The sequence below is a fragment of the Desulfosporosinus sp. BICA1-9 genome (assembly GCF_000802135.1).
Map to the genome: position 1 here is coordinate 25,730 of NZ_JUEE01000082.1, position 24,178 is coordinate 49,907.

Annotated in this window: 11 protein-coding genes; all 11 read right to left on the reverse strand. The window is 40.6% G+C overall.

Annotation, left to right across the window (positions count from 1 at the left end; genetic code table 11):
• Positions 1–38 precede the first annotated feature (38 nt).
• The gene (pglZ, locus tag JL57_RS10425) at positions 39–2,561 is read right to left on the reverse strand and encodes a BREX-1 system phosphatase PglZ type A (RefSeq protein ID WP_034141985.1); all 2,523 of its coding nucleotides are present in this window, start codon (positions 2,559–2,561) and stop codon (positions 39–41) included.
• A 43-nt stretch (positions 2,562–2,604) separates the two neighbouring features.
• The gene (pglX, locus tag JL57_RS10430; protein ID WP_034141986.1) at positions 2,605–6,069 is read right to left on the reverse strand and encodes a BREX-1 system adenine-specific DNA-methyltransferase PglX; all 3,465 of its coding nucleotides are present in this window, start codon (positions 6,067–6,069) and stop codon (positions 2,605–2,607) included.
• Between the two features lie 26 nt (positions 6,070–6,095).
• The gene (gene brxC, locus JL57_RS10435) at positions 6,096–9,668 is read right to left on the reverse strand and encodes a BREX system P-loop protein BrxC (protein ID WP_291299941.1); all 3,573 of its coding nucleotides are present in this window, start codon (positions 9,666–9,668) and stop codon (positions 6,096–6,098) included.
• 25 nt (positions 9,669–9,693) lie between these two features.
• Complete coding sequence (locus JL57_RS10440; protein ID WP_034141987.1) at positions 9,694–10,239, reverse strand: BREX protein BrxB domain-containing protein; 546 nt, start codon at positions 10,237–10,239, stop codon at positions 9,694–9,696.
• Positions 10,240–10,248: 9 nt separating this feature from the next.
• A complete protein-coding gene (locus JL57_RS10445; RefSeq protein WP_034141988.1) occupies positions 10,249–10,842 on the reverse strand; it encodes a DUF1819 family protein in 594 nt (197 codons plus the stop codon).
• Between the two features lie 482 nt (positions 10,843–11,324).
• Positions 11,325–15,314: an AAA domain-containing protein gene (locus tag JL57_RS10450; RefSeq protein WP_034141989.1), complete on the reverse strand. Its 3,990-nt coding sequence runs from the start codon at positions 15,312–15,314 to the stop codon at positions 11,325–11,327.
• Positions 15,315–15,596: 282 nt separating this feature from the next.
• A complete protein-coding gene (locus JL57_RS10455) occupies positions 15,597–17,060 on the reverse strand; it encodes a hypothetical protein (RefSeq protein ID WP_034141990.1) in 1,464 nt (487 codons plus the stop codon).
• Between the two features lie 23 nt (positions 17,061–17,083).
• Positions 17,084–18,112 carry a nucleoid-associated protein gene (locus tag JL57_RS10460; RefSeq protein ID WP_034141991.1) on the reverse strand — a complete coding sequence of 343 codons (1,029 nt, stop codon included), beginning with the start codon at positions 18,110–18,112 and terminating at the stop codon, positions 17,084–17,086.
• A gap of 388 nt (positions 18,113–18,500) precedes the next feature.
• Positions 18,501–19,727 carry a hypothetical protein gene (locus JL57_RS10465; protein ID WP_034141992.1) on the reverse strand — a complete coding sequence of 409 codons (1,227 nt, stop codon included), beginning with the start codon at positions 19,725–19,727 and terminating at the stop codon, positions 18,501–18,503.
• Between the two features lie 18 nt (positions 19,728–19,745).
• Complete coding sequence (locus tag JL57_RS10470; protein WP_034141993.1) at positions 19,746–21,302, reverse strand: AAA family ATPase; 1,557 nt, start codon at positions 21,300–21,302, stop codon at positions 19,746–19,748.
• Positions 21,278–23,134, reverse strand: coding sequence for a hypothetical protein (locus tag JL57_RS10475; RefSeq protein WP_034141994.1), 1,857 nt, complete (start codon positions 23,132–23,134; stop codon positions 21,278–21,280). The genes JL57_RS10470 and JL57_RS10475 overlap by 25 nt, the downstream gene beginning before the upstream one ends.
• Positions 23,135–24,178 lie beyond the last annotated feature (1,044 nt).

Consider the following 24,178-nt stretch of genomic DNA (forward strand, 5'->3'; position numbering starts at 1 on the left):
TTATTTGCCTTTGCCAAATTATTTTTATATGTTACTTCTTAATAAAGCGCCTGGTACATTCTGAGTGTGAACACTTCATCACGATAAAGCTCGACCTTACCCGCTCGAATCGTCTCAATCCTTAACGTGCATGTTTCTCCTAGCGCATAATGACCTTCTGCCAAGGTGAATAAAACTGAGACATTCCGCTCCATCGCCTCGCCCGTTAAGTCAAACGTATAGATCACTTCATTAGAAGTTCTCTCGCCATTCTTATAAAAAGCCATCTTAACTTGTCGTAGCAATACATCGTTGGATATCCTTTTCTCTTGGTAGAAAGTTACCTGTTGTCGATAGTTCGTAATGATCTTATCTGGAGTTGCCACATTGATGTCGACCAGCTCGGCATCGGCAGTGCGGCGATAATCAATCAATGGAATAACCATTTCTTGGGGCATGGCTCCACCGTGAATGAATTGCAACCCCCCTGCTCCGATAAAACGGTTTAACCCTTTAGTGATCACTGCCTCACAATTAAGGATGACTGCTTCTTCTGGTAGGCGAATAGCCCCTTCCGGAACAGTTAAGCCCTTTCCTAAAGCGAAGCGTCGATTCTTATCATAGATTTCACCGGTGACCGCCTTGACCTTAGCGTCCGCTTCCACTTTATTATATTGAAATAAAAAGCCGTGGTCAGCGGTAATAAAGATCCGCTTAGCCTGAAGACGAGAGAGCTTGTCCACCGCATCCTTTAAGGCCGCAATCGTTCGTTCGACCGCTTCATACGTCTCACGCTCGGTTTTTGCTGTATCCCCCGTCGCATCAATTACATCATGATATAAATAAACCAAACGTTTGCGCTTGAACTTCTCATCAGCCTCACTAGGCGACCAATCCATGAAATCCCCTAGACGATAACAAACGGCTTCAGGACAATACGCTTGTAAAATAGCTTCTCGGTTGATTATCCCACGGGTTGATTTTTCATCGACATAGACTGTTCCACCTTCATCAATACGCATTTCACGGTGGGGCAACAGACACGCCATTCCCAGTTGGGTATAACTCGGCAAACTAACCTTCATGGGTTGAATTGATGCCTCTCCATTGATGCGTTGATTGAGCTGATCTGTTAGATCACGCCCCACCTCATAGCGAAAGGCATCGGAAATGATCACGAAAATCTTTGTCTGTTCCTTGTTTATAACTGGGCGAATCTTATCAGTAAAGAACTGTTCCTGCTTCAACATCTTACCCTTGGACTCGACCGTTCCTTCACATAACCAAGCATTAGTTTCTTCTGCCATACGCACAAGATACACATTTTCATACCAATTGGTCAGTTGTTCGATTAAAGGGTATAGCAACTCCTTTTGTTCTATATGTAAATAATTTTGCATTAAGTGACGATAAATTTGGTCAATTTTATACCATTCATCTGCGTAAAGACTTAAGAAACTATCCCATGACGAAGAATTAGAAGCAAACTTCTTGACCAGCATTTTTAGTTCAGTAAGTTTAATCACATGACTCAACACATCATAGTAACCGGCTAGTTTCTCCTTTTTCCCCCAATGGGTCTGTCTGTGAGCATTAATTCGCTCGCTCCAGGCACGAAGATCAGCCGTTTGATGCCTAATCTGATCGATCATTTGCTCGATTAGTAGCCCCTCTGTCGAAGGGAATGTCGAAGTACGATCATAGGCCTCTAGTGGTTTTGCAATGAGCTGCTCGGGTATCCTGTACTTAGATTCAAACTCTTTAATATATCCCTCTAATTTCTCTACCTTCGGCTTTTCTTCCCGAAACCAGTCCTCAATAAAGAGAGCACAGGTATTTGGCAAGGTCGAATCTAAGCTCTGTATCAAAGGGGGATCAATAAGTGCAGCACTAGCAAAATGTTGATAAATCGTAATTTCCATTAAGTTTAATAAAGGATTACCGACCTCATCGATCGCGATTCCAAAGTGGGGTAGAATTAACTTCCACATGCGATCGAGGGAGAAGAACTTAGCCACCTTTTTTAAGCCCTCATTGTTAGTTGAATCTAGTCCTAAGTATAAGAGCTGCTGGGTAATATCGGGTATGGTCAGCGAGGGGGAACCGATAAGGACAGCAATCATCGCGCTTTCAACCATCTTCTGATCTGCTTTTGCAGGTAAAATACGCTTTAACTTCTGCTTGCGCTCTTTACCTTTAAAGAACGCAGCAAAGTCCTCCACCATAGGGCGGATGACATGATCCTCTACCTGCAGTTCCTCGACGACCATAGCAATCTCGTCCGACTTAAACTCCGCTCCATAAAGCAGTATATCCAGTAAGTAATTCTTATCATCCCTTGGACGAGGAAAGGAGGCATAGAGAATAAAGGAGGTATGGGGATGTTTAATTTCTATGTCATATTTGAGACGAAAGAAGTTATTTTGTGTTATGCGTCGTACTTCCATTGCTTCTGCCACAAACTCTAGTTCCAACTCAGCAAAGTCCATCTGTTCACTGGCGTCATACCAGAAAAGAATGGCGCGTGGTTTAGCATCGTTCTCTTGAGTAATTTTCTCGCGCAGTGACTGTATCAAATCCATCTCTTACTCAGCCCTTTCCCGAATTCGACCGCTGTTCCAACCCCTATATCTTAGCAAGGACCTTCTGTAGTTTCGCGTAGTTTACTTTCACGCCGTCATCTAAGTCTAGGGCAATTTGAGCATTGGCATATACTGCTAAGACTTTATCAAAATCGATTAACTCTTCAATCCGCCTACGGAAGAGTTCTTTCTTTTTCTCAAAGGCCCGCTTTTCCACAGCGCTCAAGGATGGGTTAACCAAACGCATTTCCAAAGTATCGATCTCGTTGCTATACTTGGCTTGGATTTCTTGCAATTGTTCGAAACGAATTGTAGCTAAGGTATCTGGTTGATAGCGATGTAGGTAGATGAGCGTACGTAACCCTTTGGCACTGCCTGAATCAACGAGCCAGTAGATGGGACGCTTCTGATAAATTTGACAATGGTCTTTGAAGAACTCGTCCAGGAAATAACGTCTGATTCTCTCCTCAGTCGATTCATTATTCCTCTGGGTGAGTGATTCAGCAATCCAAGCAAGATTTTCTTCGACGGTATCTTCACTAAAAGTGACAGATAGAAATGTTTTTAGATGAGAGATGATATCATTTTCAAAATAGGCGTCATCTGTTAAAAGAATTAAGCCATTCCTGTTAGGAGTGAATTTGTGATAGTTTGATGCATCAAAATCACCACCAGCATATGCAAGCCCCTCAAGATCGAGCGAGTATCTACCCATGACGCAGCCGATGAAGTACGATAAGAATGATTTGCTATCACGCAGGCGATCAGCTTTACGTACGGTTACTTCTTCATCTGGGACTTCGGGCGTCATCTCATCTTGGAGTCCGTATTGTTCAATAAAAATACGATTTAGGGATTCTTCGTTGGATTTAAGCTGGGTGAACCTGTTATCTGCTTCGTTAATCCATCTTGAATAAGTATCCGAGAGTTTAGGAATTTCCTCTTCATGACACAACCATGGATGCCTAATAAAATCCCATGATATTTCAGAGGAATTCCAATCTAACCGTGAAATTGAAATATTCTCGTTTACCTTTGATCGTATTTCGATTTTAGAGTGAGGTATTATTACAGGGAGATTCTTAATGTTACCAACTTGGGAATGCATGGTAGGATTCAAGATCTTTAGCATTTCTACAGAAATATGACAACACATAAACCCCAGTAATAATTCGTATTCATCATTACTAGGAAACGCCATCGAACCCGAGTTATCGAATAAGAATCCTTTAGGGAGAAATCTAACACCAAAATAACTTGAACTAACATCAGACCAAGTAATTCCTTGGCGAAAGAAGTAGCTTTTGTTTCTAATAATGGAGCGATTGAAGTTTTTAATCCATTGTCCGTCATTTTCCCAGTTAACAACATATTCCTGATTTCCGTACCACTTTCTAAATGTACCACCTTTATTATATGGGAACCACTTTCTTTTACTAATTAATGCCTCCTTATAATCCTCAGAGTCAAACCCTATTTTTTGCATATTTACTTCGAACCAAAATCTTAAAAACTGATCATTATCACCAGTTTCCATCCCTTTCCTTGCCTCTGCTAGTTCATCTAATGTCAAAAATTCCTTGAATATTTTCCGAACCTGATCTGAACTCCAATAAGCAATTGGCGATCCAGGTATATCTAAGAATCTTTCCGAGCTTACTATTGCATATCGATTTTTCTTTACTGGAAAAACGCTAGGAATTCCCTCAACTAAATCCTCCAATTCTACATAATTAAATACGCCAACTTGTTTTTTAATACTCCTTAGTATTGTAGCGCATGTTCCAAATGCAATTCCCATAACGTTATTCCCCATATGTGTCATATTCAAAATCGAAAATTCTTGCAGCAGATGCTTTCGATAATCTTCATATGAAGATAAGAACATCCAAGATTGCATCGTGACAGAAACATGGAAGCCAAAAGGTTTAACAAACGATTCCATACGTTCCATAAATACAGCGAATAAATCTGCTTTACTATTTTTGTAGTTTTCTCTCAGATGCTCTGACAGCTTTGAATTCATTCCTTTATTGCCCATATAAGGGGGGTTGGTAATGACAATTTCATATCGGTCAGCAAGGGTCATAGCCTGCGATAATAGTTGTTCAAGTCTCGACAATAGATTTCTCTCGTTATTCACAAATAAGTTCTCGTTAAGCTGAGCCTTTAACCGTTCTACTTTAGTTAAATACTTGTTAAAATCGATCTGAATAGGCTTTAAAATACTGCCATAATTCTTAGCATCAATAAATGTTCGCAAAAGCAATTCTAATTGCATTACTTCATCTTCATTTTCCGCAATAAGCGGAACTACTCCCTCATCTAATAAACCATTCGACTCTTGAATCGAAATTATATTGATCTGAGGGGGATTGCGGAAAATGCGTCTTGATTTCGCTCTCGCTTTCATGAAGAGCGCAAAGGATGCTAGTTGGGCTGCACGGTCATCAATATCAATTCCAAATAAGTTCTTTTCTAAAATAAGAGTTGGAATATCACTCACGACATAGCCCCGCTCTTCATATATGGAATAGAGCAAATCAAAGGCATAGACCAGAATATGCCCTGACCCACAGGCAGGGTCTAGCAAACGGATGTTTTCCGGCGATAGTTTAGGGTTCTTTAGCTCTTCTAGTTGTTTCTTCACTTCTTCTGATTGTTCGGCTGATTCCACATAATATCTCATTTCAGGCTTTATTGATGATTCGGGATGGGCTTCTAACCACAGGGTCCCCAAAGAATTCTCGACCATGTAGCGTACAATCCAGTTGGGTGTAAAAAGTTGAGTGGCTGCAGGGATGTCCTCTTTGATAATTTTAATATTTTTCTTTAATTTTGCGGAAACTTCATCCTTTTTTTCAGAGATATAATACTGATACAACCAGCCAATCACTTCGACTTCCTGAAAGCTAGCAGTAAGTTCTTCATCCTTCACAAGCTCATTGATTACTGATTCACTGTCTAACAAGAAATCAGGCAATAGCAATTCTGTATAATCATCGATCCTCTCAAACATAAACGGCAAGATCGGTTGCAAGGCATTACACTGGGCAATAAAAAGCTTGCGATAGGCATCTTCATGATTGCCCGCTTCAAGTAATTTACGGATAGTAGTTTTATCGACCTCAAGCTCCATACTGGCATAGTTGAGCACGATATCAGGCTCCACTTTCCCCGTACTACTGGAAAGCACGTTCACCCGCTCGGGGAGATACTCATGAATCTCCATATAGCGGATAGCGATAATACGATTGAACCAAATATAGGCCGCTTCTTCAAGCAACTGTTGATATCCTTTATCCTTATATGCACCCTGCAGTGATTCAAAGGTTCCTTCCATCGAAAGGGGATAAGCAAGCTTATTGACCATAAGCTTCTCGCCTTGGCGCTCTACTTTAGTATTAGTGTTGGCATCAATGCCGAAGAGCTGCGCTCGTAAGGACACTTTATGAATTAACTCTTGGCGTGCTGATACGGCAAATGATTTGAGTGCTGCTTTATTCATTCTTAGATTCCTCCCAAGCGCCTTGCTTAATCGCTCTTCTTAAGATTACTAACCTTTAATTGCTCCATTAATTTGGTGCGCAAGTGTTTGATGGCATCATCTAATTCGTTTAAGGTCGTGATCTGCTGTCTTGTATTAAAGAAGAGGTGATAGAGTTCCTTCTCTCTCAAGTCTCTGGTGGGCTTTTCATGGACACCTGTTGGCTGATAGGGTGCCTTTTCTTTCTTCTGTTGTCTCTGCAGTTCTTCCATCTCACTTGCCTTCTTAGCAAGGCGTTTTACCTGGTCATTGCACTCAATCTGTAGAGATCGAATGATTAACATGCTTGAATCCTTAGCAATACGCTCTATGAGTTGTTCTAAGATCCTCTGCCCTTCAGTGAGCATGACTCGGATAGGTTCATTTTCTGTGTAATAATCTATCAATTCCTGATTCTGGACTAAGGTGCCCTCCACCTGCTCGACGATTGTTTGGCGTGCGGCTTCCACATAGTCAGCGATCTTAGCTTTTAGTTGTTCTTGAAGCAGCGGCAAGTTCGGAATTAGTTGGTAAGGTTTGGGGTTGGCGAGAATCGAATCAATTTGAAGTTTAATTAGGTTGATATCCCGATCATTCATCGACAATATCTCCTGCGCATACTTATTAAGCAGTTCGACCGAACTGTCAAAATAATCGATGGGGTTACGCCCATAGAAGGAATTGAGTGTATTAAGGTCTTCAAACCACTCATCCAACTGATCCTCTACCAGAATAAACTGACTCACTAGGTCATCATCATCGCTGAGGCTTAGAAGACGGTTGGTCCCCATTTTGAATCTCCCAATTTCCGCTTCCCCAGGGTAGGGATAAACCTTGGCACTCTTCCTGCGTTCTTCAATCTTGCCCAAAGGCCCCATGAATTTATCGTTCAATGCCTCTCTAATTGCCTTGGCCATCTCTTCGTAAGAATCTCCAATAGCATCATTGCCAAAATACTCACGAAAAATTAACTGGAGTTTTCTACGATCTTCTGCGCCGGGCACTTTTACAGCCATCAACAAGATGCGATCCCTTTCCTGTTGCTTACCCAGGCGATCGTAGAAGTTGGGATTCGTTGGAGTAAATGTGTCACCTGAATACGTCATCTTAACTTTGATGTCATGATACAAGGCCAAGACTATCGCAATCGTGTCATAGTCATTCCAACCATAAGGAACTCCACTATATTTGTCGATGAGGCTTTTTAAGGCGACTTTTTCGTGTGATCGATCCGCCTCTTCCATGTGCAGTTTTACATCTTCATAAGCATTTTTGTTTTCCATACCTTCAGTTGAGTACTGTAATCCGGCGGTTACCATTGAGATCCAGACATTCTTATAATCTTTATAGGAAGTCGGCTTATCAATATACGCTAACTTAGTGTACGTGTTCCGCACTAACATTTCCAAAGCACTCGTCATTCGGTTTTCAAAGGTGCCGTTAAAATTCCGCTCTTGACTTTGGATGAAAAATCTTGCTTGCTCACAAGCTCGTTCCATCATGTGCTCAGCTTTTCCCTCAAACCCTTCAACCTGATTAATCTTTGCCTCATAGATTCGGTTCTGGCTGGGAGTTGTACTCGGAGATTTTTTGCGTTTTGTATAGCTGAGAATCTGTTCAACATATTCGAGTGCGCCCTCGACTTCAGCAATCCGCTCAGGGTCCAAGCAAACGGATAAGACACCCGAGTTCGAGTTTAAGGCTACTTCACTATCACTAACTCGCCCACCATAGACTTGGACGGTGAGGGAATGGGTCATGATCGTACGTACAAAATTATCAAATCGCTTATTATAGTCAAATTCTTTCTTTTCATAACTAACCTTCGCCTTATTATAAATAGTATCGAAAAACATTTTCCCTAGGAGTTCTTTGATCCGCCCAGACTTGACTGGTTCGTTATGTATCTCACGATTGATCTCTTGCTCTTCATCGGATAGGAAAGAGTAGCTCTGGTCTGGATGTTGCTCGATATACCTGGTCTGTTCTAAGCGAGCTAGGGATTCCTTGACCGCGTTTTCCAGAGGTAAGCGCTCGCTATGAATACTGGGTATTAGCAGGGTTGCGACGTTATTCGCTTTGGCTTTAAGCGCCTCTATACTCTTAATCATATAGAGAACGGTTAACACGTGCACATCAAAATCCAACAATCCTTCATTATTGCGTGCTCGATCCTCTGCCCGGGCAATCGTGCTGGTAATAGCGGAATCTAAGAAACTGCGGATCGAAGGATAGAAATCAGCCATCGTCACTAAGTTCGTGGTATCTTTCTCTGCCTTCAGGAGGCAGGCTTCTTGGAAAGCTTTCAGTAGCGAGCGCTCCCCGTGCGCAAGGTGTGCACCACCCTCTCCTTGGGTGCGAATCTTATTAAAAACCTCTTTGAGCAACTCCACTTGGTAGGGTACGAAGGGAAAGAGTTCCACGAACTCCAAGGTTGAACGATAAGCCATCCGTAATTGGGTGGTACCTGGCTCAAAGGACAGACGATTGCGTATTATTTGCTCTTCTTGATCATAACGAAGGGTCAAACTTGCCGCAGCAGTCTCAGTTTTTTCGAGCAAACGGCGTTTAAGAACCGCATCCGTGTTTGCACTGGATAAATTCAGGCGAGTGATAAAACGTCCCTGAATTTTTGAAAAGTCATCCGAACTTTTCAAATTAATTGCGGATTCGATTTTTTCTTGTGAGGTGACGATCACCCAAGCTTGTCCCATGGCTGCTTGGCCAATTTCTTCAACCACCGTTTGTAAGTTGAGCATCAGATCCGAGTCTGTCCCGATATACTGACCGACTTCATCCGCTAAGAAGACTAGACGATAATCCGAACCCCGACTTTGGCAATACGTTGCAATTAATTTGGCGAGCATATCGGCGGTCATCTCCAAGGAATCTTTAGCCGTCGTAAGAAATTGTCTGGCTGATTCCTCGTCAACTCCAAGATTGATCAAGGCTTGGATAATCCCTTTTTGCTTAAGGCGGATTTTCAAGCGGATCTCTTCCCATGATGATCCGGTAACCTTCCTAATTTCCTCTTTAAAGGATCGATAAATCCCTTCACTTTCTAATTGACGTTCAATATCCGCCACCCAAATGGTCTCTGAATACCCGAGATGTCCATTGAAAACCCGTAAGAATACCTCCACTATTCGTTCTTTATTACTGGCACTCGAAGAGGATTTAGAATCAATGTTAAAGAGTATAGCGTCGCTCGGTTTCTCGGAAACCTTTTGCATCATGTCCAGCAATTCACGATCAGCGGTCTTATCTATGAAGTAATCAACTGGCCTTTTTCCAGCCACCTCTTTGTTGTCGAGTAAGTAGGAAAGGATTTTCAAGAAATGAGATTTACCTGAACCAAAGAATCCAGAAATCCAGACCCCAATATCCTTACCTGGTCGCTTGTACACTGCAAGATAATTTTTATAGAAGGCTGTAATATAGCGAGTGCCTTCCTCCGTCATGACGTATTCCTCGAGCTCTGTTTTCATGGTTTCTGGGTCAACTTGACCGGCTTGCACTACGCCGTTAATATTTCGTCTTATCTTCTTCTGAAAGATATCTTCGATAAGCAACGTTGCCATGAAATTCATCTCCTGTTTCTTCCATCTAGATTCTCGATAACAGATACTGGTCTTCGTTATTTAGTCGATGAAATAAGCGCAGATTAAGTCCTGTAAATTGCCCAGGGTAAAATAATACGACCGTACGACGATACGCATAGGTAGATAATAACTTAAGCAGTTTACTTGAGCGCATTAGGGGAAAAGCATTTCCTACTCCGGTGATGAAGATAAGCTCTGCATTCCCAGCTTCCTTGATAAAGGACTCGACTAGAGTCTGTTCATTATCTAGGACCGTTTCTGTCGTTTCGACTAAGCCGCTCAGACCTTCTTCATCACTTATTTCTAAGAGTTCCTCGAGATCCCCCTCGAATAGATTCAGAAAGAACTCAAATAGGTTGATATTCTTTATTCTAAGCGTGGATTGCTCGATTAGGGCTTTGAGATAAATACGTACCTTTAGCTCATCCTCGGCAGGGTAATCAAACACATAATGAGGAATTTCACTTCCTATTCCCTTGGGGGTAGTAAAACCCTGCTTGTGGATTCGGTTTTCGAGGTTATTTAAACGTTCATAGGTTTCAGCGTTCAATTGATTCACCTACCTTAATGTTGTTAGTATAGCCAGCAGTGGATAGTGATCTATTGCATAATCTTTTAATTCCCGATTGACGTGTAGAGGAGTAATCTGGTAGACATGTCTCTCTTTTTCGGTCAGCAAGCCGCACTCGCGAAAAAACATCAGCATAGAACTTTTTAAGCGTTGCTTTGTCTTAGGGCTCCAACGTGCAATTTCCTCAGTTTCAGCTTCTTTCCTTTCAAAGAAGAAATCCAGCTCTACTTTGCGCAAAATCCCTTGATTATGGAGATAATCATAAAGAACGATCTCCATGAAAAATTCATAGGGCAAACGATACGTATATAGGTAACTATATAAAATTAGAGCGTTCTCCTCAAAGCGAGTCCCCTCTAAATAAGCCTCTAATAGGATCTCGTCAAAGTTGCCAATTCTTTGCAGCACCCTTTTCAGCCTATCGCGAATTCCAGCTTCACTCCTCATTTGGAACAAATTATGGTTTAAAACTTCTTGTACAATTTCTGTTCTCGATAAGCCCCTTCTCTGAAGCCGGAGGACCTCCCGAATTTCCTGTTTAAATAAGCCGGTACTGGTAAAACCTGCAGAATATTTCTTCATATCATAGTAAACCATCCTCTGATTCATAATACTGATCAATCGAACACACTTGATACTATATCAGGTTAAACCGACAAGAAACTGTTTATCTCGATACTGTGAAGGCTGACTAGCCCTGACTCTATTCTGTCGTCTATATAATCGATGACATATCTTCTTAAAGGATTAATGTCATTTGAAATCTTCTAATTCCTTACAATTATAGTTATTTCTACACCTTTATGAATTAACCTGCAAATCTCAGTTGAATCTTGAATTTTCCTTGATCTTTAATGGAGGCTTTTGAATTGAAAATTACACTCGTAGAATATTCAAGGGTCTTCTAAATGCCGTTAATTTAACTGTGCAACATTCCTTCTACAGTATATTTTTCGACTTATTCTACGTTTAGTGTAACCATTAGTGATAATGGATAACGGAAGTTACATTACGGCAAATCCATTTTCATCTCTTTAACATTTCGTGTTCCTTTCTTAAAACAGTTAATCCTCGAACAATACCATTTGTTCAGTGTCAGAGTTTATTTCTTGTTTAGCCACAGGTTTTGATTTTTGGGGATACGTCTCATCCAAATACTTTGATACTTTTTTCAAGTCTCGTTTGGGGATCTTCTTCTCCATTTTTGGCAACTTGAGGTGTGATCTGTATAATCCCATATGATGCCGTTTATTCTCCAGACAACGCCAAGATGGCTCTTCCCCCCAATATCCAAATTCAACTGGGCCCCCGCATGTACGACAAGTTAGTTCTCCATTCATCGGATACTTCTGGTCAATTCCACGCGTAAAACAATTGTCGGTAACGCATCTCCAATAATAAGGGGCATCTTTACCTTCGGCTGCTATCATCTCTGAGCCGCAAACAGGACATTTGGATTCTGGTGTATCAATATAATTAATAAGTTCAGAAAGCCTCAAAACCTCTTTATAATCTTTTTGTACAGTTTTACTGCACCTTCTCTCCATAATTTCCTGAGTCGATGAAAAACTTAACGGATTCAGTGAGCCGGTCCAAACGATATCATCATCAATAAAAACTAGTTTTTCATGCATTTTCATTTTATGTATAAGGACTATACCAATATTCGAAATGTGTTCCTCTATTTCCCGGTATGTAGCAACCTCAGTCTTATTGCGGTCCTGAAGACTTTTAGTAATAACAAAGATAGTTACCCCCCGCTCAATTGCAGCCTGCAATTGGGGTTGCAGATAGGACAACCGATCTTTTGTCATAAAGGGTGAGTATATTACTATCTCATTTTTTGCCTTTTCCAAGTCGTCCGATAAGTACATATAAAAAGACTCTTGGGTAACTACTAATCTTTCCTCGACCGTTTCAATTTTACCCCCAGCGACAATTCTTTGTGCTTTTAAAGATTGTTCATGTAATTTCGGTGCAAGCTCTCTTGCATCAATCATCGGAAACTTCTTTTCGTATATAAGATCATTTAGCAAATCGGCTAGCTCAGATTTCTTACCTTTAGAGAGACAATACTTAAAATCGCCAATAATAAAGAGTTTAAATTTGGCCCTTGTTATCGCGACATTAAAAAGGCGTCCCATCTGTTCCTTCATTTCAGAGGAATTCATAAAAAGATTTACCCTAAAATGCGGCTCATCTACAACTAAATCAAATATGACAATATCCGCTTCTGAACCTTGAAAGCTGTGAACCGTTCCAGCACGAACTAAATCATCCTCAATTCCACTATCTTTTAATAGAAGGTCAATCAGTTTTGTGTGGGGCCGATATGGGGAAATAATTAAGATCTTGCTCTCTTTCCCTTTAAAGCTATTTGAACTGCTCTCTAAACCCTTTGAAATAATCCTTTCTGCAAGATTTACTGATAAAGTAGCAGAAAGGAAATTCAACCGGCTGCTTTGGTTTCCCTTTGATACACTAGTTACCCAGGCGTTTAAACTTTCAGTATTAACTAAGACTACTGGACTGTCCGTTAAAAAACTATCATTGCACCACTTATCAAATTCAGCTTTGCTCTGCCTTCTTTTATCTGAACCCGGCGATTTTAACATCCCATAATAACGATTTGCTATTTCGGCGATATCAGGCTCCATTCGGTGCTGTTCATTAAGGGTAATAAAGTAATTGGGTAAGCATTTTTTTACGTATTTTTCTTTGATACCAGATTGTTCAAAGATATCGCAACCAATCCACTTCTTGGCTATTTCAGTATCTGATAAGACAATAGGCGGAAGTTGCTTGAAATCGCCAACAATAACGACATTATTGGTTGACAGAAGCGTTGCAGTCCAGAGTGCTGGAATCGGGGCCATAGATGCCTCATCCAAAATAATTGTATCAAATTTCCTTGCATGAAGTTCATCGCTTAGATACGCTTTTGTTAATGTGGTTCCGATGATTTTGGCATCAGCTATTATATGCTTTTCGATCTCATCAATTTTATTTTGAATCTCTGCAATTTCGGCAGTATAAAGTATGATATCTTTCTCAAGTAACTTAATATATTCTTTAGCCTCATCCGGACTAAAACCTATTAAACTTATACTGAGCAAATTATAGTTTTCATCCATCAATGACAGAAAGTCCTGGAAACTAGCACAGCCCTGGTATTCATTGCTTTGACCAGAAGTCATCTTAGTTTTCTCAATCTTATTTTCTATATAGTGTTTTTTTAAGCTAATGCTTTTTGTCAACGCAAGATTATTAGTTATACATTCATTCAGCTCTTTTTCTAGTCTTGCATAATCTGATATTACTCCTTCAAGATCACTCCCAAAATCAGCTTCTATCTTTCTTATCTTTTCTTCTAGTTCAACTATCTTGTCATCTAGTTCTTTCGATTTTTCTTTGCTTGCGTTCATAACTTGGTTACATTTCTCAATTTTTGCAAGCGTTTGTTTGTATTGCTTTTCTATATCCTTAATTGAGGTTGATACGGCTATTGAATGCAGTTCACTTTCGAGGGCAAACCTTTTTTGGTACGATGTATCTTTATTGCCGTATACCACAATTTTAGCCTTGAGTGTTTCGTTTAAATCGCGCAAGGTAGTATCAAGCAGAGTAATATCTTGGCTCAGACGCTCAGGTGAAGGTATACGTCTTAGAGCCCTACTGATAACATTTGTTTGCGAAGCCTCTAAATGTAAATTTTTCGCCTTTAAAAGGTCAGAAGACTTGGTGGATATTTCAATTTGTAGATCATTTATCTCTTTTTCTAAACGCTCTAAAATTCGCTTTTGAAAAGTTAAAGAGATACTGTTTGACAATTCATTTTTAATCTCTTCCCGACGGTGAAATTTGGAAATTTGAGCGTTATATTGCTCCAATTCAAGATATGATCTATCCAGCTCATCAATAGTTGATGACTTTATTAACGATTCTTTATTACTCTCTTCGATGCATTTATTATATCTGTTTCTGAATCTAGTATATTCTCCCCCCACTTTAATATAGGGGCTGAATTGATCTCTTTGGGTTCTCAGTGTGCTTATTTGGTTCTGAAGCTTACTTTGGGAGTGGCATTCACGATCATATACTCCTATTGCTAAAGATAATTCTTTTCTTTCAGATTGATAGTTGTAACACCATTCATAATTTGAAATTTGCTTACGAAGCTTATTTATATCGGCTTTTGTCTCTCGCAATTGTTTCTTTTTATATGTAAGTTGCTCTGAAAGATCTTTCGAATGAATTGCAATTTGATTTATCATCAAAACTTCACTGTAGTTTTCAATTAATTGGGGATCTTTTGGAATACCGAGTCTAAGTATACAGCCATTTATCAAATCTTGCTTTTCGACACCCTTTGCTGATTTAAGTATGGCTGAGTCGACGGCAGTATTTGTATGAGATACTAGTAATACAGTTCTATCTCTTTTGAAAAGTTCATTAATAATTTTGCCAATCGTTTCTGTTTTACCCGTACCAGGAGGGCCCCAAATAAATGTCATGGTTCTTCCAATTGCACTCTCCACGGCTTTTATCTGGTTATGATTCAATTTAATACTTTCACCTTTTAAAGGTTTAATTGCTTCAGGAACTCCATTTACCGTTGTTCTCCCTAACATGCGCAGTCCAACAATATTTTCCATCTCTGAATTATTCTCAATTCTGGCAATTAATTTCTTCAACAAAATTGATAGATCATTATGTAATCTTGCGAATGGAACGAAGTCACCTAAATCAGTATTTAAACTAAGTATTATTCGAAGGTCTTCCACCGAAACAATGTTAGCTTGCATCGGAGGTTTTCCTGTCATAATTAGTTCAGCAGGAGATCCTTCTGGTGCATTTAACACAGAATCTATCGTAAAAAGATACTGATATTGACCTGCATTTATAGCAATTCTTTTTCCATTTGTCAAAGGAACAGCGCTACTAGAGCTTTTCTTTTTTGCAGCAATAATTTCATCCTCGAGAGCTTCACGGAATTCCTCGAGTAATTCTGGCAATCTTTTTTTATCTATATCATTATTATATTGTTGATCCATTTCCGTGCCTCATCTCTTCTTCTTGAGTGAAGACAATATTAATTTTCCTTCTGTCGATTAACTGTCTTCAACTTCATCGCCGAGCTCTGACTCTTAGTCCACGGTGGCGGGGACAACCTTTTTGCCCATAGCCGTTTCTATAGGGAATAATATTTGACGGAACAATCTTGGGATGTCGTATTTTGTTGCTCCGTTAAGATTTCAGTTACCTTTGGAAACGACTTGTTCTGGGAACTAAAGTAAGCCCTCACTCAAAGCTGGGTGAGGACTTTTACAACTCGCTTAAAATTGGCCAATTTCACATAAAACAATATAGTTTAACATTAACGTCAAAAACCATATAATCGAATATGCAATAATTTTCTTTTTGGCACTTTCAACATCTTCGGCGCAATCTTTTCCATCATTAAATATTATCTGGATATCTTCGGGTACCAACAAATCATCGTAACGTTCCTCTAGTCTTTTGTAATCTTTTTCCACCTTCTTCAAATCTACATGCGCTTCCCATATCGACATCAAAAGATATAACAAAGATACTCCAAGGAAAATTAGTTCGATGTAAGTTACTTCTTTCGTAAAAACAGGATTATCAGATGATATCAAAATACTTCGTAGAAATACTATTAGAAAAAAGGTGAATAACCCAATAAAATTCTTCTTGAAAGTGTCTACAAATGTATCGGCCTTTTTCATTATCTTTGAAGATAGTTCGAATAAAAACTCATTTACCTTGTTTTTAACAGCTACATATTGTTCGACATTGTCTTTAAGATAAATTTTGTATGCTGATTGGACGGAAGAAAGTAACCCCTTTCGAACACAAAGCAGATTATCATTTGGCACATGAATACTGAGTATGTTCCTAGCTAGCCCAATTTTGTCGTTAATGTTTCCTTCATTATAAACCCAGCTATATAAATCAAAGTATTCTTTTTCTCCATCAGGAGAAATCTCGCTATAGATCAATTCGTTTTCAATAGATTTATAGCCATTAACCTTGATTCTGATTTTCTGTGTATCCCTTTCAAAACTAGAAATATCGGAGATGAATATAAGCGAAAAAATATTTGCCATCTTATCCATCAAGCCATTCAATGCTTGGTTACTAGACCTAGTTATCAAATGGAAGTCTTCCGGTAAAAGATCATACTGCGACGCGTTTAGAAAATTGCATACATCATTCCTTTTCTTTAATATCCGACTACGGTCGCAACTACTCTCATTTATGTCGTTTATTTCGTGTAAAAAGTAAAAGGTAGCACTATGAAAATCATCCGTTTGTTCATACATCATGAAATAGACGCAAGAATTATTGATCATAACCTGACTAAATAGATGCATTACACCCAGTAAAGACTGATTAAGTAGGTTTCTAGTAAGTTCATCAAGTGAATAAATTGTAATAACATTAACATTTTCCTTATTACTATTTTTTACAATTGTCAAAATGAGATTAACTTTACTGCCGTTTTCTTTATATATCAGAGCATCTTGTATTTCTATTAAGAACTCGCTTAGAACTAGCCCAGGACTGAAATTTATTGGGTCACCATCGTCTAGAATAAAATTCAAGATAAGAGTATCCCTACTAGGGATACTTTCAATAAACGCATTTAATATTTTTATTTCAGGCACACGAAAGTCATTAAAAGACATTTCAATTTTTAATTCATGAAATGATTCAGACACAGTGGAGTTAATGGTTGTGCCAAAAATACTTGTTAAGGAACTGAAATGGCTCACTTTTACCCCTCCTGCCTAAAATTTTAAAAATTAAAACTTTGAAATACCTCTTCAGAATCAGTTTTTATCTTAATATACATGCTCCCGTCCTCAGATCGTTCAGCCTGTATTAAGTGCCTGATTGCTTCAACATGATCAATTATTTGCAACTCGATATTGGGAGAAATATGATATACTTGCTTAATATTTGCTCTTATTTCTTTTTTAACTACTACGAATTGTCTGTCAAACTTTCCTTGTTCAGGCAAACGAGAGATAGTGTCTCTAACTCTTTGAATATCAAAGCTATCTGGTTCAATCGGCTCATACCTATTAAAAACTGAATTCATCATGTTGTCGAAGGAGAAGTTCTCTTCGTTTCTAAAAAAGCCTATCGCGGTATTTCTTAATACCGTATGATCTTTTGGGGATTGCGTTTTAATCTGCTTACCAAGCACAATATCAATCGCCTTAAAAGCCTTTTTTGTATTATCTTCATCAGTATTAGCTTTGCGCAATTCCAAAAACTCTCCCCACCAATACTGCGAGGCCTTAGCGTTGACATCACTGATTTTCACACTTAGCACATTCATATCTTGAGAAAAGGTAATTAAGCCGGTTTTAATCGTTTGTTTGTCAACGGGCATTCCTACCCGTTTGACAAGTTCTATATCATCAATGTACGTGTCATGCTCGACTTTTGCCACTAAATATAAATACATATCATCATTCTCTATAAATGCTTGAATGAGACTCCCCTTGCGAATCTCAGTTATTGCTTTGTAGCGTTCCTGAGCCTTCTTTTCTTCTCTTAAAAGTCTATTAGCAACAATGTCAGATAATCCCTCAAATGTCATCTGTTGATTTTGATAAAGACAAATTGTGTTAATGACTTCAGTGGTTTGACTCTCCGGAACAAAAGATCTATTATCCAGCTGATTTACTATGGCCCCAACTGAATCAACTATGTATGTATTTATATCTCCTTCGTCGTCTGCAAGCGTCCGTGTCTCCGGATTGTCTCTTTTACGATCAATTGTGTGTAAGGATTTATAGAGAATTCTATGCGGCATATAATTATTCCTCCTTGTAATCTTCCAAGTCCCACTTAGCACTCGACTGTTAGGATACAACATTCTTGACGAAAATTTAAATTCCTGCAAGAAGTTCCAATTTAAAACATTTTTTTAAATTCATGCAATCCTATTTATAGAGCTATGTTCGTTCCTTCATTTTATTATTAATGTATGTGAATTATTTAATCCTTAACTAATAAACCTCCACTCTTCTGTGCCTGCTATCATTATCGCATCTGCCTTAGACATTTTTTTGTAAATTATCGAGAAGATATATCGACCACTGAACTGCAAGAATGTCTGAGCGCGACATACTTGCCGGGGAGAAACTGCCCTTCCAATGGCACGAATCGATTTGATGACGCATTTAGCATCATGCAAGCCCTTAATAGCAGTCATAAATATGTGGTAAGGGTGGCATCGCTTTTATATGTCTGGTATTCATTCTCTTGATCAATTCTCTATAAAAGGCGTGAAAGCTGGCTGGCGTTGTGGCCAATGAGATAACGTAACTAACAAATTCAAACTGATAACCCACATCGTATAGGGCATCATCAGAGTTTAGCACCAACTTGTTCCACAAAAATTCGCCCACTTCGTCCTGTGTCACCATTTTACTGGCTGTTACATGATCCTCGTATAGCCTCGTAAACTCTGATAGCGTTCTATGCATAAGTATATTGAAATGAAACGGAATTCTGTCCGTCCAAACTTTTTCTAAATTGAAAGTGGCGACATGCCGACGGATGCGTTCCCCCTCGACTGGTGCTGCCGACGACAGTGGTTCGAACCGAATAACGCGATTACCCGGATTACCGACAACGACGGCTTTGAATTTCCTTTCTGCAGAACGGATATAGGGTAGATACACACCCGTCATACAACCTGGATCATTCACAGCTTCGCCGACTAACGGCCATGCTGGCACACGGTTACCTTTACCTTTATTTTGTTTATTTCCGACAGACGAGTTGCATTCCATGCAAATCGGCACAATGTTGAAAGGCTGGATGACGAGAGCGGGAAAGAGGCTTTTTGGAAAGTAGTGGTCCAGCTGCGCTTTGCCGATATGAAGAAGGCCAAGACAAGCCGGGCAAACGTGCTCTCTGAGACCGTTCAATCGTTTATATTCTTCTTTGAACAGGTCCCTGTTGTTGCAGGTAGCGTTTTCCTCCTTGTGTCCGAAAAAATCGTCGTAAAGCTTTTCGAATACTTTTTTTATCGTGTCAATAACCACTTTCCTCTGAGTGTCGGCCAACATACCTGCGAACGCCGTTCCCAAATACCCAGTAAATTGGAAGGTGCTACTCTGATGATCCTGCGCATAGTTGAGGTCTCCCTTGAGAGAGCCGATAAATACCGGCATTAGAGTGCTAGGCAGCACGACGAACAACTCTCTCATCCGGTTACGCATGGCTTCTGGATGCTTCAACAGACAGCAGTCTTTATATTTGCGATGATGTTTGAGTCGCACAAAATGCTGCTCGTCGAACTGTCCGTCCGTAATTCCCTTCGAGTGGCAGTATTCGATCAATGCAACGATAAATTCTCCAGCTGATTCCATCTCTTTGTGTATCGCGGACGGTTTCTCCAAGTTGAAAAGCATCAACATTTTCTCCCTTCCAGATCTTTAATCGATGAGCAAATGTTTACCGGCCTGCAAATACTCCTCCAATCGGAAACGTTCGTAGCCTGGGCCGATTTTATCGATCATTTTCTGAATTCGATCGGCCGAATATGGATTCTCCCCAGCCAATTCTTTATCGATCACCCGTTTTGCAAACTCTCCAATCCTTTCATGCTCCATAAAAAGCTGTGCACTTACCTCCCCTCGGTCAGCACCGAATGTTGGAAGAGTCAGCGATATAGCCTTAAAAGTTCCGGATTGGCCGTCTTGAGCTTCTATCATAAACGTTTGGTCCTGGAAAGCGTCCGTTAAAATCAGAGTTGAATGCGTAGCGATCCAGTATTCCTGCCGATTATACCGTGTGTTGATGCCAGGCATGTCCACTTTAGCGAAATCATGTAGCATGCTGATAAACTGCATCGTCCAGTTCTCGTTTAAGAACACATCTGGTTCATCGAATAGAAATAAGGTATTTTCGTCGTGCTTCTGCTGGGACAGAATGACAAGCGCCATCCTAGACAGCCATAAAAACTCCCCATCACTCATACTTTTTTGATCCAGTATATGCTTTGTATCCTCGTGCCTATAAAAGATGTGCACGCCCAACAAGTAACCGAACCTTTGGGCTGTGATAAGCATAGTAAGAAACTCCGTCGGATTACCCGATAGGGTCTCTCCTGGTGATATCGTTATAACTCTAACCGCTTTCGGCATAGTACCGTCCGGGTGATACACGATTTTTACGCGGTGGTCACTGGCCTGACATTCTAAAAGGTCAAGAAACAAACTCTCATAACGTAGTTTATTATGCGTTGATTGTTTAAGGTGCCGGTATTTCACTTCATCCAATTCAAATGAAATAATATTAGGTTGAATATCTTTCACCATTTTAAAAAGCTGGCTTCTTTTGCTCCGGTAATTCTCCGACTCATCACCATGTGGCTCTGCCAACATCAAGGCCGCTAGGATAAATGACGCGTTGTCCGCGTCGAAGTTGATGCAGTTCGGCTCGTATAGCAGCTGCCCGCGCAGTTTTTGGAGATACCCCAGCCTGTTTCCACCCCGACCTTCACGTTTCAGCTCGTCGTAAATGTCGCTGTTTATAGCGGCTAGTGGAGACTTTACCAATACCTCCTCGAGGGAATTATTTGGACCCGTAGCAAAACTGATTATCCTGCGCGGATGAAGATTCGCCTGCTCGCTGTAGCGCTCCTTGATCACAGTTCCTTTCCTAACATGTACCAGGCTCTCTGAGGTACGAATATGGAGACGTTCCGTTAGCTCATTCTCGTCAGGATTGTTTGACAACAGCACATAGATTCGTTTGGAGTTCGTAGCAATACTGTAGATCAACTCGTACGGAAAACCAGGCGATTCGTCGTTCAGCGCTCGGGTAAAAATAAGCCCTATTGCCTGCATGACGGAGGTTTTGCCTGAACCGTTGTTGCCAATTAAGAATTTTATCGAGAATGGACTCAACTCCTCGTCTCTGCCCCCGAAATCGCCGACGAAGCGCTGAAATTGCTTGTAGTTTTTTAACGAGAGGCTGTGAATTTCCATAGGCGTTCTCCTTCCGGTACTTTCATCCAGAGATCAATCGCGCCGATTGCCGCAGTGGAAGCAATGCCTGTGTTGACAGACTCGTAAATACACTCGAGGAGCCCCATCCGGCCAATCATATGGACCGTATCGACCGCCTGTTGGATGGTGAATCTGCTCTGCTCTTCCTGCGAGAGCTTTTGTCTTGCTTTATGTATTGGAATTGGCGATTCTGAATCGCATATAATTAAGAATAGCTGAAATTGCTCTAGGGAGAGAATCTCCTCAAGCTTCTTTGGCTCGAATTCGGTGCGCTTGTCGGTACGCTTTAATTCGAAAACAACCTCTCCTTCCTCCGATACTACCGCCTCAACCCGGTTATCACAAATGAGACGCTGCAAGCTCTGCCCTATATCAAAGTTTGTCCCATGCCGATAGAGAGTGACCTGCCAGTCTTGAAGTTTTTCCCCGTCCGGCCTCGAATCTCTCGGGTTTACCATTTCGTCTTCAAGCCTGCTGATGGATTCAAACAATAGTTCATCCAACTTCAGCTGATTCTGATCTGGTCTTCTTACCTCGACAAAACCGGTTAGGTCTGAAATGGCGGCGGAAGCCCCACCGTTCCCTACCGCCTTATAATCGTCCCAAAAAAGCGTAGTCTGCCAGTCTTCGTATCCACTTAGTTGGAACCGCCTGATATCCCCCATATTTTGCCTGCCAGGCAGCGGTTCATTCCTTAAGACGATCAAGGAGAATTCTTCTCCATTACTTGATCGTTTCTGCTCGTCGGGCAGATGGATGACAGCCTTAATTTTTGCTTCCTGCCAGATCTGATCCAGCAGCCAGTTGCCTTCATCCTTTAGTAACTTTTCCGGCAGAATGGCAAACATCCAGCCCCTGGGCTTGCATTTACTCAAACCGTAAAGCAAATAAGAAAAATACATATGCGAGGTGCCCGTCAGTCCAAGTAGGCGAGAATCCGATGCCTTTCTATGATTTGTCGTTATTGACTTCGGCGGGTGGACGTAGACGACGTCGTATTTCAGCCAGTTTCCTATCTCTTTTGGAGAACCGACACTGAATGAATCATGGGGAAAGACAAGCGGATTTTTCTTCAAAATACTGAATCTCCTGACGCCTGACAGAAGGAATCGAAAGGTGGCGATGCGTGTCATTATGGGCGACAACGTCCTCCCAGCAAACAGAGAGGTCCGCGGATTGATAGGTTGAAATTCCTTAAAACTGGCCGTAAGCAATTGACCGGACCGGCAGTGTACGTCATGCACGTTGATCGTGTCATCGTTGCCACCGCTGCGCATTAAGTGGAAACTGGCAAGCGATACGATAAAATTTACCGATCCTCCGGTCATCCATTCCGACTTACCTTCGATGGAACCTTCGAAGAGCATTTCTAGCATATAATCGTAAAGCATAATGTCCAGATTCAGTCTCGCATTGTTTAAACGCACTACGTCCAACCTGTAGTAAATATCGTTCAGTATTCCCATTAGCTCATAACATTGAGCCGGAGTAATCGTCAACTTCTCCCCTCCGCCCGCCATCCTTTTTGGAACATAACTGCTGACAGGATGGCGACTTAACATTCTAGGTAGAATTTTCTCTTGAATAAGGTCATATGCATCATGCTTTATAGCAAGCAATTCCGACCACGTGAAAGAGAGTGACTTTTTAAATGGATAATTCAATGGCTTGGGACTGTCATCCGCAAGCAGAAACACGCTCCACAGAAACGTAAGCTGGTCGGCCACGGCTAATGCGTTACTTGTGCCCGCGTAAACGATATCGATCATTCTTTTGAGGTTTTCTTTGAAACCTATCAAGTCTTGCGTCATCTATACTAGCCTCCTTCATAGTAACCTTTTGCAAGATATTTATAATATTTCTGCACGATCCGACAGATTTCCTGCCGTTTTTTCCCATTCATTAAAAAACGAATTGCGGCTCATAATGACGATGTCCCAACAGTGAAGATATGAAATGTCTTCACATCACTCTACGTCGAGAAGGTTTTCATGCATTTTGTAATCAGCTTAATACTTTCCGCATTTTTCTTTCATTTCCTCCCAAGATAATCGAAATACTCCATTAATACATAAAGCTAGCTCATTTAAATAGCAAAGGCAGCGCATATACATCTTCATTGGTCCCTTGTGGCGAACGCAATTGTCCCTCGCGATGAGTTCACGAAATAAATAAAACCTCGCATTGAGGACCGCATCTACGTCAAAAGGCCCCATTTAAAATGGAACCTTTTGATATGAGCTATTTCAATAAATTCTTCAATTACTAACAATTTATAAAAATAAATGACTAAGCTTAAATCAAAACTTTAAGCATTAGTCAAGGAATATAATAAGTCTATTGAATTAAAACGTATTGGTTTCCCACTTAGTTGTTCTTCATAGCTTGTAGGAGGTTTGACTGCTCTATCTACCAAGTTTAAAGAGCCTCCATAAAAAATGGCCCACCGTGGTACGCTTTCCAAAGAAGAGGCGTGGTGGGATCTGTTAAGATAATTATAAATTAAAAATATGATAAAGGTCAATGAGTACAACTATGCCGATTCGAACATTCGCTCCTTCCGGAACTGCACTTCTCAAAATAAGGTGAACCATAGCCCTCAGAGTTGTATGGAGTTCAGTATCTAGCATTGATCGTGGTGTACAATCATCCCAGCGGCAAGGTACCCTGTTATATTTGCTCTATTGCAAGTTATAATAAAGCTGCATCAAATAAACAGGGATTAAAAAGGGCAGAGCTGTTAGTCATCCTGCTTGAACTATAAGCCGGCAGCACAGTCCTCTCTCGGATGCGTTTCGGGTCCTGCCCTGCTTCCGCTCAGTGGATCTCCCCTCATAACTTCGGGAAGCTAACTG

Excerpts from the sequence above, each read along its gene's own strand:
- pglX (WP_034141986.1), bottom strand. The coding sequence starts at position 6,069 with ATGAATAAAGCAGCACTCAAATCATTTGCCGTATCAGCACGCCAAGAG.
- pglZ (WP_034141985.1), bottom strand. The coding sequence starts at position 2,561 with ATGGATTTGATACAGTCACTGCGCGAGAAAATTACTCAAGAGAACGAT.
- JL57_RS10470 (WP_034141993.1), bottom strand. The coding sequence starts at position 21,302 with ATGGAAATTCACAGCCTCTCGTTAAAAAACTACAAGCAATTTCAGCGC.
- JL57_RS10475 (WP_034141994.1), bottom strand. The coding sequence starts at position 23,134 with ATGACGCAAGACTTGATAGGTTTCAAAGAAAACCTCAAAAGAATGATC.
- JL57_RS10445 (WP_034141988.1), bottom strand. The coding sequence starts at position 10,842 with ATGAAGAAATATTCTGCAGGTTTTACCAGTACCGGCTTATTTAAACAG.
- brxC (WP_291299941.1), bottom strand. The coding sequence starts at position 9,668 with ATGGCAACGTTGCTTATCGAAGATATCTTTCAGAAGAAGATAAGACGA.
- JL57_RS10450 (WP_034141989.1), bottom strand. The coding sequence starts at position 15,314 with ATGGATCAACAATATAATAATGATATAGATAAAAAAAGATTGCCAGAA.
- JL57_RS10465 (WP_034141992.1), bottom strand. The coding sequence starts at position 19,727 with ATGTTGATGCTTTTCAACTTGGAGAAACCGTCCGCGATACACAAAGAG.
- JL57_RS10460 (WP_034141991.1), bottom strand. The coding sequence starts at position 18,112 with ATGCCGCATAGAATTCTCTATAAATCCTTACACACAATTGATCGTAAA.